At 68.0% G+C, this 10,447-nt stretch carries 13 protein-coding genes and 1 pseudogene; 7 read left to right on the forward strand and 7 right to left on the reverse strand.

From position 1 onward, the window contains the following. The 3 genes from rpmF to ACFU6I_RS46050 form a co-directional block, all read right to left on the reverse strand. The coding region (gene rpmF, locus ACFU6I_RS46040) for a 50S ribosomal protein L32 (RefSeq protein WP_384379869.1) at window positions 1–75 on the reverse strand (75 nt) is incomplete at its 3' end. 35 nt (window positions 76–110) lie between these two features. Continuing rightward, complete coding sequence (locus ACFU6I_RS46045; RefSeq protein WP_384379833.1) at window positions 111–410, reverse strand: GTP-binding protein; 300 nt, start codon at window positions 408–410, stop codon at window positions 111–113. Between the two features lie 202 nt (window positions 411–612). Beyond that, the gene (locus ACFU6I_RS46050; protein ID WP_384379836.1) at window positions 613–960 is read right to left on the reverse strand and encodes a hypothetical protein; all 348 of its coding nucleotides are present in this window, start codon (window positions 958–960) and stop codon (window positions 613–615) included. On the opposite strand from ACFU6I_RS46050, the gene ACFU6I_RS46055 reads away from it, so the two are divergent. Then, entirely contained in the window at window positions 959–1,735 is a 777-nt protein-coding gene (locus tag ACFU6I_RS46055; protein ID WP_384379839.1) for an integrase, read from the forward strand. The genes ACFU6I_RS46050 and ACFU6I_RS46055 overlap by 2 nt on opposite strands. On the opposite strand, the gene aztA is transcribed toward ACFU6I_RS46055, so the two are convergent. Beyond that, complete coding sequence (gene aztA / locus ACFU6I_RS46060; RefSeq protein WP_384379842.1) at window positions 1,695–2,438, reverse strand: zinc ABC transporter ATP-binding protein AztA; 744 nt, start codon at window positions 2,436–2,438, stop codon at window positions 1,695–1,697. The genes ACFU6I_RS46055 and aztA overlap by 41 nt on opposite strands. 15 nt (window positions 2,439–2,453) lie before the next feature. On the opposite strand from aztA, the gene aztB reads away from it, so the two are divergent. The 4 genes and pseudogenes from aztB to ACFU6I_RS46080 all read left to right on the forward strand — a co-directional run. Further along, window positions 2,454–3,314, forward strand: a complete 861-nt coding sequence (gene aztB / locus ACFU6I_RS46065; RefSeq protein WP_384379845.1) for a zinc ABC transporter permease AztB — start codon at window positions 2,454–2,456, stop codon at window positions 3,312–3,314. 21 nt (window positions 3,315–3,335) lie between these two features. Then, the gene (locus ACFU6I_RS46070; protein ID WP_384379848.1) at window positions 3,336–4,571 is read left to right on the forward strand and encodes a hypothetical protein; all 1,236 of its coding nucleotides are present in this window, start codon (window positions 3,336–3,338) and stop codon (window positions 4,569–4,571) included. Continuing rightward, window positions 4,568–5,557 (forward strand): zinc ABC transporter substrate-binding protein AztC, encoded by a 990-nt coding sequence (gene aztC, locus ACFU6I_RS46075; RefSeq protein WP_384379851.1) that lies wholly within the window; start codon window positions 4,568–4,570, stop codon window positions 5,555–5,557. The genes ACFU6I_RS46070 and aztC overlap by 4 nt, the downstream gene beginning before the upstream one ends. Before the next feature lie 111 nt (window positions 5,558–5,668). Beyond that, window positions 5,669–6,172 (forward strand): annotated as a pseudogene (locus ACFU6I_RS46080) (hypothetical protein); the annotation flags it as partial. Window positions 6,173–6,437: 265 nt separating this feature from the next. Here the strand turns inward: ACFU6I_RS46080 and ACFU6I_RS46085 are convergent. Next, window positions 6,438–6,584 (reverse strand): hypothetical protein, encoded by a 147-nt coding sequence (locus tag ACFU6I_RS46085; protein ID WP_384379854.1) that lies wholly within the window; start codon window positions 6,582–6,584, stop codon window positions 6,438–6,440. Window positions 6,585–6,915: 331 nt separating this feature from the next. On the opposite strand from ACFU6I_RS46085, the gene ACFU6I_RS46090 reads away from it, so the two are divergent. Then, window positions 6,916–8,283 (forward strand): hypothetical protein, encoded by a 1,368-nt coding sequence (locus tag ACFU6I_RS46090; RefSeq protein ID WP_384379857.1) that lies wholly within the window; start codon window positions 6,916–6,918, stop codon window positions 8,281–8,283. A gap of 240 nt (window positions 8,284–8,523) precedes the next feature. On the opposite strand, the gene ACFU6I_RS46095 is transcribed toward ACFU6I_RS46090, so the two are convergent. After that, window positions 8,524–8,751 carry a hypothetical protein gene (locus tag ACFU6I_RS46095; protein WP_384379860.1) on the reverse strand — a complete coding sequence of 76 codons (228 nt, stop codon included), beginning with the start codon at window positions 8,749–8,751 and terminating at the stop codon, window positions 8,524–8,526. A gap of 89 nt (window positions 8,752–8,840) precedes the next feature. Here ACFU6I_RS46095 and ACFU6I_RS46100 point away from each other — a divergent pair, with 89 nt between their 5' ends. After that, a complete protein-coding gene (locus ACFU6I_RS46100) occupies window positions 8,841–9,125 on the forward strand; it encodes a hypothetical protein (RefSeq protein WP_384379863.1) in 285 nt (94 codons plus the stop codon). Between the two features lie 163 nt (window positions 9,126–9,288). Here ACFU6I_RS46100 and ACFU6I_RS46105 read toward each other — a convergent pair whose 3' ends face one another. Next, window positions 9,289–10,134, reverse strand: coding sequence for a hypothetical protein (locus tag ACFU6I_RS46105; protein WP_384379866.1), 846 nt, complete (start codon window positions 10,132–10,134; stop codon window positions 9,289–9,291). Window positions 10,135–10,447: the final 313 nt, after the last annotated feature.

The raw sequence follows: 10,447 nt of genomic DNA on the forward strand, positions 1-10,447 counted from the left end.
GGGCGTGATCGCCTTCCACTGGGCGCGGCGGTGGCGGGTGTTGCTGCGGGACATCTTCCGCTTGGGGACGGCCATCGTGACTCCTCGTTCTGGTACCTGACACGCAGAGGCTATATGGAAATGGATTCCATTATCAATCTGTTGTCGCCCCAGAACCAGCAGGCGAGGGTGCGGCGCTGCGCGGAGGCGGCTTCCCACGCGCGAGTGTCGGAATCTTTCAGCCATCGATCGGACTCGCGGGCATCGTGGTGGGGGCCGGTCGACCGCCAATTGATGACGGTGTCCGGCCTGTTGGCGAGCCAGAGGTGGCCCCGGCTCCGCAGCACGCGGAGCATGACGTCCCCAAGGACCTCGGCGAGCCGACCTGGATGCAGTGGCCGCCGGGCGCGCCAGACGGAACTGGACATCATGGGGTGGGTGTCAGGTGGCTGGAGGATAGTGACCGCCTCCAGATGCTGCCCACGCTTCGCGTGCGCGTGCGAGTGACCGCCTTCCCGTCAGTGCTGAGCTGCTCGCGGGTGGTTGCCGCAGGGTTGGCCACATAGGCGCGGGTGTTGAGGTGTCGCACGAGGGTGACTGTGCCATTTTCGAGGTGGGGGCCGTCCGGAATGTTCAATCGGCCCCGATCCTGTTGCGCCACAGCTGCGGGAGGAACGGCGGGATGTCGATCTCTTGGGGGAGGGCGAGGAGGGCGTGTACGTCCTTCCTGGCTCGCCGCAGTGCGATCAGGTCCAGTCGCAGAATTGCTGTCGGGTCGCCCGTCGCCCCCGATGGGACGTGCGCCTCCGTGTCGATGGAAGGGTGTCCGACGGCCATCGGGCGCTGGGCCGCCGGGTACGGGCCGGTCGTCCCGACCTGGATGGACACGGAGAGGGTGACTGCTTCCGGGTGCCGACGGGTTGGCTGCCCGGCGAGCTCGCCGCGGACATCGGGGGTGTTGCCGACGAGCACGCTCAGCATGCCTTTCGGCATCGCCTCGCCCGGCGTGCGACGCTTCGGTTCACATTGCATGTCGGGTGTGTCTCGCGAAGGGGGGCGAAGTGGTGGGGTGAGGCCCTGCGGGGGCGCGCCGAGCCGGTTTTGGCTTGACGCCTCGGCTTCGGCGGGCATCGACCCGGTCCCGCGCCTCACCGGCCCGACCTGGACGGAGTTCCTCACCAACCAGGCCGAAGGCGTCATCGCCGTCGACTTCTTCCACCTCGACGCCGTCCTCGGCCGCAGGCTCTACGCGCCGACGTTCCTCAAGCACAGTACCCGGCGCCTGCGCATCGCCGGCGTTACCGTTCACCCCACCCATGACTGGGCGGTGCAGCAGGCCCGGAACCTGGCCACCGATCCCGGCACACGCATGGAGTCTTTGCGCTTTCTCCTGCGTGACCGCGACAGCACGTACGGGCAGTTTTTCGACGCCGTCTTCGAGGCCGAAGAGATCGAGATCCTCAAGAGTGCCCCGCGGGCGCCCCGGATGAACGCCCACTGGGAGCGGGTGATCGGCACCATTCGGCGCGAAGCCCTCGACCGCGTCCTCATCATGAACGAGGCCCACGCCCGGCACGTCGGACCCGCGTCCTCGGCGGCGTCATCAACGAGTACCGATACGCCACCTGACCCGCAGCGACGACTTTCCGAGCCCACAGGGTGTTTTCCCGCCGCTCGAGTCCGGGTGCGGGGCCTGTCCCGGAGAGTCGGGTACTTCAGAATGGTTGCCAGATTCTGGCCAGCGCTGATGTGGTGAGCACCTGGTCGGGATGCCCTTGTCCGGCGAGGCGGCCGTCCTGGAGGAGGAGGCAGGCGTCCGCCGCACGTGCGACCTCCAGGTCGTGCGTGGCCTGGACGACCGTCACGCCGTCCGTGACGAGGGCCGTCAGCAGTGCCCCGATCCGTTCCCTCGCCTCCGGGTCCAGACCTGTGGTCGGTTCGTCGAGAAGCAGCAGGTCCGATTCTTGCGCCAACCCCTGTGCGATGAGGGCGCGTTGACGCTGTCCGCCCGACAGTTCTCCCAGTTGGCGTGGGGCGAGGTCGCCGATGCCGAGCCGTTCGAGCGCGGCATCCACGGTTGAGTGGTCCCGGCGGGTCAGTCGACGCCATGGTCCGCGCTCGCCCCAGCGTCCCATCTCCACGGTCTGCCGAACGGTGAGTGGCAGGGTGTCGCCGACGGCTCCGCGCTGCGGTACGAACGCGGGTGGCCGTTCTCCGGCGTGCTGAATGTCGCCGGATGTCGGATGGATCACACGGGCGACAACGCCGAGCAGGGTCGACTTGCCGCTGCCGTTGGGTCCGACGAGTGCTGTCGTGGTCAACTTCGCTATTTCCGCGGTGAGTTGCCGGAGGACGGGGCGTCCTGGGTAGCCGGCACACAAGTCGGTGAATCGGACGTGAGGAGTCCTGTCCTGGGGGGAAGCGGGCGAGGGGGATGGCTTTTTGAACATGGTTTTCATTGTAGTGTCCTCGCCATGGATTGGTTGACGGCCCCGTTCGAAGTGACCTTTGTGCAGCGAGCCCTATGGGGCGGAATCCTGGTGTCCGCGATCTGTGCGCTGGCGGGCACCTGGGTGGTTCTGCGGGGGATGGCCTTCCTCGGTGACGCCATGTCCCACGGTCTGCTGCCGGGGGTCGCGCTGGCCGCGCTGTTCGGCGGGAACCTGCTGGTGGGCGCGGTGGCCAGCGTCGCCGTCATGACGGCTGGCGTCACCGTACTCGGACGTACACCGAGGCTGTCCCAGGACACCGGCATCGGACTGCTCTTCGTCGCCATGCTTTCGCTCGGCGTGATCATCGTCTCGCGCTCGCAGTCCTTTGCGGTGGACCTGACCGGCTTCCTGTTCGGTGACGTCCTCGCCGTCCGGCAGCAGGACCTCTTTCTGCTCGCGGGAGCGTTGTTCGCGGCGCTGGTGGCGTCGGTCCTCGGTCACCGCGCCTTCCTGGCCCTGGCGTTCGACTCACGCAAGGCCCAGACCCTGGGGCTGCGTCCGCGCCTGGCCAACGCCGTGCTGCTCGGCCTGCTCGGTCTGGCGATCGTCGCCTCGTTCCACATCGTGGGAACACTGCTGGTCCTCGGCCTGCTCATCGCTCCGCCGGCGGCAGCCCTGCCGTGGGCGCGCAGCGTCCGTGGGGTCATGGCGATCGCCGCACTCCTCGGCGTCGCCGCCACGTTCGGCGGCCTGCTGTTGTCCTGGCACCTGGGCACCGCCGCCGGCGCGACCGTCTCGGCCCTCGCGGTGAGCCTGTTCTTCCTCTCCCACGCGGTGTCCGGCCTGCGTCACCGTCGTCCGCGCCTTGCCCCCCGCCCCGCCCCCGCCCCTGAAGTCAACTGAAAGAAGCCTGAGGCGATCGCTATGACCGTCCGCACAAACGTCACTCCGTGGGCTTCGGCCACACTGGTGCTCACCGCGCTGCTCGCCACGGGCTGCGCGGGGGAGAAGGACAACAACTCACGACTCGCTGCGAGTTCCTCGTCCGCCACTCCGCACGGGTATGTCGAGGGGGCGAAGGAGGCCGCCGAGCAGCAGTCCCGTCTGCTCCTCAACGACCCCAACAGCGGAGACAGCAGGGTTCTCGACCTCATCACCGGCAACGTGCACATGACGGCCCGGGTGGAAGGTGCCGTCCGGCTGGGCACGGACGGAAGATTCGGCTACCTCCACGCCTCCGGCGGCACGCAGGTGCTCGACAGCGGCGCCTGGACGGTGGACCACGGGGACCACATCCACTACTACAGCGCGGCGATACGTGACGTCGGCAAACTAGCCGTGGGCCGCCAGGCACAGGTGCGCAGCGACGTCGTCGTGACCGCGGTGACCGACGAGGACGGGCGGACCGTTCTGTACGACCGGAGCAAGCTGGAGAAGGGCGAGATCGCGTCGTCCCGGACGCTGGAGGGCACTTACACCGGCGCCGTCCTGCCGTACGAGGAACACCTGCTGGCCTTCGCGGACGAGGCGCGCACCACGAAGCTCGTCGTGCTCGACCGGAAGGGCAAGCCCGTCGCCTCCCCGGACGTGGAGTGCGAGGAACCGCGAGGAGACGCCGTCACCCGGCGTGGCGTGGTCCTCGGCTGCGCCGACGGCGCCCTGCTCGTCCGTAAGGAGGACGGCGCCTTCACCGCCAAGGAGATTCCCTACGGCGAAGAAGTCCCGGCGAAGGAACGGGCCACCTCCTTCCGCCAGCGACCCGACAGCGACACCCTCACCGCACCGGCCGGAGGCGACGCCGTATGGGTCCTGGACGTCAGCGCACGGACCTGGACCCGGGTGGACACCGGGCCCGTCGTCGCCGCCAACACCGCCGGAGAGGGCTCCCCGCTGCTCGTCCTGGAGACCGACGGCTCACTGCACGGATACGACATCGCCACCGGAAAGCAGATCGCCCGGACCAAGCCGCTCCTCACCGCAGAAGAGCGGGCCGACACCGACGACAGCGCTCCCGTGATCGAGGTCGACCGCAGCCGCGCCTACGTCAACGACCACGAAGGCAAGAAGGTCTTCGAGATCGACTACAACGACGACCTGCGCATCGCGCGCTCCTTCGACCTGGACATCGAGCCGGTCCTCATGGCGGAGACCGGCCGATGAGCCTGAGTGCGGCGAAGCAGCGCGTGCGGGTGGGCGTGGCACGGCTGCGCAGTCTGATCGTGGGCCTGCTCGCCCTCGTCACGGCCGCTGCCGCCTCCGCCTGCACCACCGGTGAGGACCAGCCCAGCATCGTCGTCACGACCAACATCCTCGGCGACATCACCCGGGAGATCGTCGGTGATGAAGCCGACGTAACCGTCCTGATGAAGCCCAACGCCGATCCGCACTCCTTCGGCCTGTCGGCGGTGCAGGCCGCCGAGCTGGAGCGCGCCGACCTCGTGGTCTACAACGGCCTGGGGCTGGAGGAGAACGTCCTGCGGCACGTGGACGCTGCCCGCGAGTCCGGCGTCGCCACGTTCGCAGTCGGCGACGCGGTCGACCCGCTCACCTTCCGGACGGCCGACGACGGCGGCCCCGAGGAAGAGGAAGGACAACCCGACCCGCACTTCTGGACCGATCCCGACCGGGTGCGCAAGGCCACCGGCCTGATAGCCGACCAGGTGATCAAGCACGTCGACGGCGTGGACGACAGCGCGATACACGCACATGCCGACCGCTACGACGAGGAACTCACAGACCTCACCGCCTGGATGGAGAAGTCCTTCGACCGCATACCCGAGAACAAGCGCGCCCTGGTGACAAACCACCACGTCTTCGGCTACCTCGCCGACCGCTTCGGCTTCGAGGTGATCGGCGCGGTGATCCCCAGCGGCACCACGCTGGCCTCACCCAGCTCCTCCGACCTGCGCTCGCTCACCGAGGCGATGGAGGAGGCCGGCGTACGCACCGTGTTCGCCGACTCTTCCCAACCCACCCGGCTCGCCGAGGTCCTGCGCACGGAACTGGGTGGCCAGGTCCAGGTCGTGGAGCTCCACTCGGAGTCGCTGACCGCCAAGGGCGAGGGTGCCGACACCCACCTGCGGATGATGCGCGCCAACACCACCGCCATGACCGACGGCCTGACCGCCGGAACAAGCGGCGACTGACCCCCAACCCCCTGACGGACACCGGGCGACCGGACCGGAGCCGTCATGCACCACATGCCGCACGCGACACACCACTCGCCGCCGCCGAGCGGCACGGAAAGGAACACACCGATGAACAAGTCGATACGCAACAGAGCCCTCACGGGGTCGGCACTCGCCCTGGCGGTGTCCACGGTCTTGACTGCCTGCGGAGGGGATGAAGCCTCCTCCGACGCCAAGGCCGAGGGCACCCCTAACGCCACGCCCGCCGCCGCGGTCAAGGACCCGCTGGTCGCCACCTTCGACGGTGGCCTGTACATCCTGGACGGCGAGAACCTCCAGCTGACCAAGACCATCGAGATGTCCGGTTTCAACCGGGTCAACCCCGCCGGTGACGAGGACCACGTCATCGTCTCCACAGACACAGGCTTCCGCGTGCTGGACGCCACCGGGCAGGCCCTCACCGACATGGAGTACAAGGGCTCCAAGCCCGGCCACGTCGTACGTCACGCGGGCAGGACGGTGCTCTTCACCGACGGCACCGGAGAGGTCAACGTCTTCGACCCCGCCGAATTGCGCGGCGGAAAGAAGCCGGAAGGACGCACCTACACCTCTGCCGAGGCACATCACGGTCTCGGACAGCCTGGTTTATAAAACTTCCCCAGGTCAGGTGCGGCAACAGTCACCGCGACCCCTGGCGGGAGCGCCCGCCAGCGCCGGGTCACTCGGACGGCTGAGGGCCATACTCCGTCAGTCCTGTCTCCGGATGGCAGATCTGGCAGGCTTCGATGTCCGGCTCGGCCAGGGCGATGATCGCTACACCGGAAAGGGTGACTACAGTCGCGGAAGGGGGCCGGAGCCACTGTCATTGGCTCCGGCCCCCTTCATGCGTGCTGGGCCGTCAGGAGGTGGGCTCTCCGGGCACGACACGGGCGAAGTACTCCTTGAGGGTGTCTTCGTCCAGCTCGCCGTCCATGACCAGCGACTGGCGCAAGGCCTGGCCGGTGGCCTGGGCCGGGGTGCCCCAGCGGCCGTGCGCCTCACGCATGATCTCCCCGATGTACCACTGGGCGGAGCGATTCGGTCATCCTGTCGGCGGGCGTCTGAAAGAACGAACTGCAACGTGAAGAAACCTCGCCGACCAGTAGTTTTATCCGGCCGCACCGAATCTGCAGGAAGCAGCTCATCATCGCAGCCCCCTGCACGCCCACAGCGCTCGCGCACCGCGAGCGGCAACGAAGTCGCCGACGCATGCGGCGAGCCCGTACTCGGAGACGACCACTGCCAGCGAAGCTGCCGGTGCGGCGGCAGCGATGGCAGCGGTCAGATGTCCGCACGGCGGCATGTCAGTGGCTACTTCTACGCTTCCGGCCATGGACATGGACGATCTTGTTTGGCAGGCGAGCAACTATGGCGGCATTTCTCCGCGGAGGGTGGGTCTTCTGTTGGAGCACGGTCACCTGGACCTGGTGATCCGGGCGGCAGCGGAACGCGGCGAGTGGTTCTGCGCGGAGGGCGCGGTGGAGGAACTGTGCCGGGCGGGGGAGTTCGGAAGGGCGCTGGAGGTGATGGCCCCGTTCGTTACGACCGGGTGGCCGAGCGCTCTGTGGGCGAAGGCCGACATCCTGCTGCGGGCGGGCCGGACGGAAGAGGCCCGATACCTGGTCTGCCCGGACGAAGCAGGACACGCGTCGACGACCGAATGCCGCAACTTCGCTGAGCTACTCGCCAGGGCAGGGCGCATCGATGAGGCCATCGACCTGCTCGTTCCGCACATCGGTGAGTCGTGGATCCGGTCAGTCCTGGTGGAGATCACTGAAGGCCACGGCCGTGACGAGCGGGTGCTGGAGCTGATCGCCCCGCATGCCGAAGCCGCGCGGACAGTTTGCGACGAGGGCCAGTGGGACTACTCCTGCTCGGACGCGCAGGAGCTCCATGCCCGGGTGCTGGAGCGCGCGGGCCGCGCCGACGAGGCGATCCGGATCCTTGGCCAGGACATAGCCGGGCGCCGCTTCCTCACCCAGAACACCCTCACCGCCTACGCCGAACTGCTGGCACGTCACGGCCGGCTCGACGAGCTGCGCGAGCTGGCCGCCCAGGATGCGCACACCTGCCTGGACATCTACGCCGGCGCCCTCCGCGCCCACGGCCAGGCCGAGGAAGCCGAGGCCGTGATGCGCGATGCCATCGCCGCTGACGACTGGGTCGGGTATCGCGCCTGGCTCTCCTCGACCTTGCTGCAGGACGGCCGACTGGACGACGCCATCGCCGTCGCCGAACCCGGCTTCAGCTGGTACGACTGCTCCAACCTCCTGGCCCCACTCGTCCACCAGCTTCTCGACCGCCCCAAGGAACTGCTTCACCTGCTGGAGCACCCCAGCGTCGTGCCCCACCACGGCCACGAGGAGTTCCAGCACTGGTGGCGGGCCTTCGCCCTCGCCGGCCTCGGCCGCATCGACGAGGCGATTGCCCTGGCCGAAGCTGATCCGCACCCCTGGACCGACCCCCGTATCGTCAAGGCCAACCTCCTCACCACCGCCGGCCACCTCGACGCCGCCGCCGCTGAACTGCGCGCCCTCGGCACGGTTAAGGCACACGAAGAACTCTTCGAGGTTCTGGTCCGGCAAGGCCGGGCGGCCGAAGCGATCGCCGCCCACCCCACGGTGGCCGAGCAGCGAGCCGCCAAACCGAAGCCCGAACCTGTCCCCCTGGGAGAGAACGGGTACTCCCTGGAGCCACCCTTCTAGGGTGGCGCTGCCACGCCCACATCAGGAGTGACGCAAGAGTGACGGCTGCTTCGTAGGATTCGGCGGTCTTGTCGTAGCGGGGGATGTGGTACTTCCCGCCGCCACCGCCGGTCAGAGAGACCCGGACCGTGGCGAGCGCGGGCAACTCCACGCCCGGGAGCTCAAGGCCCTGGTCCACGTCAGGGCCCGCAGCACAACGATCGCACCGCGTGCCGTGACTGCCGACGCCCAAGGCGCCCGTCAGGGGCGGGCCTCCGCAGCTGCCTTGCGCTTGGCCTCGACCTCGGGCGGAAGTGGGAGAACCGGCACAGCGGCCGGGTTGGTCGGCCTCTCCTCCTGAACGCCGTCAGGCCCGGTGACGATCGAGGTGCGGCTGACCTCCCGGGCCCGGTGCGATGAGACCTCCCACAGCGAGTGGCCCACCCCCATCGTGTCCGCACCGCCCATGTCGAACCAGTTGATCCGCATGTACCCGCCGTACAGCTCCAGCGACGCTGGCCCCTGATGTCGAACGACCCGACCTCGGAGATGTCGTCCTTGCTGCCCTCTGGAAGGAGTTGTCCCGGAACCGGCACGCATCCCTCGTCGTCTCCGAACTGACCTGCACGCTCTGGAACGCGGTCGTGCCCGACACCGGCGCCATCGATCTGGCCCCGATCAGCAGCGTGAGCGCCGAAGCACGAGCCCAATTCGCTGAGATGGTCGCTTTGGTGCTGATGGATTATGCCCAACTGGGACTTGTGGCAATGGATCCAGAACAGACCCTCGTGCAGCTCACCCCGATCGGCAGCCAGGAGGCCGACGAACGCCTCGTTCCCGCTGGAGGCCCCGACAGGCCCTGATCGCGGTACGCATGCCGTCCGCGCGTGTGCCCGAGGATCTCCTGTGTGATCACCTCGGGCACGCCGCGGTTGTGCAACGGGCTGGCGAAGGCGGGGCGGCAATCGTGGAAGTCCGGCTACCAGTCCGTGTGGTCGACGTTCACCGCCCCGGGTCCGGCCCTGCTCAGCCCTGCTGCTGCGCGGTGGCCTTCTTCACCTGCTCGGTGATATCGCCGGTCTGTGCGGCGGGCGGGGCCTTGATCGCGGCCGTGGCGCCGAACTTCTCGAAGTCCATCGTCACTGTCAGACTGCCGAACTGCTGCTTCATACGGACCGGGAGGTCCTTGGCACCGACCCAGATGTCCATGGTGATCGAGTCACTGCCGCCGGTCATCGAGCCGAAGAGGTTGTTCTGGTTGCCGTAGGCCTTCTTGAACTTGCCCATGTGCTGCTTGTCGACCACGGCCCGGTAGTGGGTCGCACTCTGACCGTTGACGGTCTCCTTGCCGAGGTCGTCGACGTTGTTGGCGTACTTCAGGCCCTTCATGGCGGCCGCTGGGCTGCCCGTGCCGGAGCTCGCCTGGAACGCCTCGGCGCCCTTGTCGCCGAACACCGCAGACGCGTCGATCTTCATCCACTCCTTGCCCTTGAGCGGGCCGGAAGGCTGCGGGTCGATCTCGTAGTAGTAGGCGCCGTCCACGAACACACCTCGGGTCTTGGCGGCGGCGTGCACCTGCTGCATCTGGGCGGCCTTGGTGTCCATCAAGATGTCGAACGCGAAGCCATGGCCCCAGGAGTACGTGCCGTCCATGGTGACCGGGCTGGTCGTCGGCGTCTCGGTCGTCAACTTGACCTGGGCGGACCCCAGGTTCTCGGTCTGGTCAGTTGCCCGCGCCAGCGCCGCCATGATCACGTCGGTTCTGTCGACGGCCTTGGCGGCCGTCTTCGCGCCGTCCGTGCCGCACGCGGACGTCACCATCAGCGCCGCCGCCGTGACCCCTACGCAGGCCGCGGTGTACCGCAGTCTCATCTGTCCCACCCCACTGCTGTGATTCTGTTGTGGATGCCGACTCTAGCGGGGGCCAGTGACAACCCTCCTGGCATTTCCGGGGTAGCTCACGCGGCCGGCACCGCCCGCAATCGGCTCCTCGGCGGCCTCGAAATTTGAACCTGTGGCCTCATCCTTATCAGGTCGATCACTGGGCGCAGGCAACGTCGATGAACCCTCGTTGTTCCTCGGCTGGCTAGTGCCGTGACCGCATACGTTCACCGGGTTGGTGAACCGTGGCGCCAGGAGCTGAGCTTCTAGAGTGAGGCGTCACAGCTCAGAGGCGGGTGGGGAG

Origin of the sequence: Streptomyces sp. NPDC057486 (assembly GCF_042802415.1) — a bacterium.
Taxonomy (GTDB): Bacteria; Actinomycetota; Actinomycetes; order Streptomycetales; family Streptomycetaceae; genus Streptomyces; species Streptomyces yanii.

What these genes read in the sequence shown, in the direction of transcription:
- ACFU6I_RS46090 (WP_384379857.1), top strand. Translation starts at nt 6,916, where the DNA reads ATGGACGATCTTGTTTGGCAGGCGAGCAACTATGGCGGCATTTCTCCG.
- ACFU6I_RS46085 (WP_384379854.1), bottom strand. Translation starts at nt 6,584, where the DNA reads ATGCGTGAGGCGCACGGCCGCTGGGGCACCCCGGCCCAGGCCACCGGC.
- ACFU6I_RS46105 (WP_384379866.1), bottom strand. Translation starts at nt 10,134, where the DNA reads ATGAGACTGCGGTACACCGCGGCCTGCGTAGGGGTCACGGCGGCGGCG.
- ACFU6I_RS46045 (WP_384379833.1), bottom strand. Translation starts at nt 410, where the DNA reads ATGATGTCCAGTTCCGTCTGGCGCGCCCGGCGGCCACTGCATCCAGGT.
- aztA (WP_384379842.1), bottom strand. Translation starts at nt 2,438, where the DNA reads ATGAAAACCATGTTCAAAAAGCCATCCCCCTCGCCCGCTTCCCCCCAG.
- ACFU6I_RS46055 (WP_384379839.1), top strand. Translation starts at nt 959, where the DNA reads ATGCCTTTCGGCATCGCCTCGCCCGGCGTGCGACGCTTCGGTTCACAT.
- ACFU6I_RS46095 (WP_384379860.1), bottom strand. Translation starts at nt 8,751, where the DNA reads ATGCGGATCAACTGGTTCGACATGGGCGGTGCGGACACGATGGGGGTG.
- ACFU6I_RS46070 (WP_384379848.1), top strand. Translation starts at nt 3,336, where the DNA reads ATGACCGTCCGCACAAACGTCACTCCGTGGGCTTCGGCCACACTGGTG.
- ACFU6I_RS46050 (WP_384379836.1), bottom strand. Translation starts at nt 960, where the DNA reads ATGCTGAGCGTGCTCGTCGGCAACACCCCCGATGTCCGCGGCGAGCTC.
- aztB (WP_384379845.1), top strand. Translation starts at nt 2,454, where the DNA reads ATGGATTGGTTGACGGCCCCGTTCGAAGTGACCTTTGTGCAGCGAGCC.
- aztC (WP_384379851.1), top strand. Translation starts at nt 4,568, where the DNA reads ATGAGCCTGAGTGCGGCGAAGCAGCGCGTGCGGGTGGGCGTGGCACGG.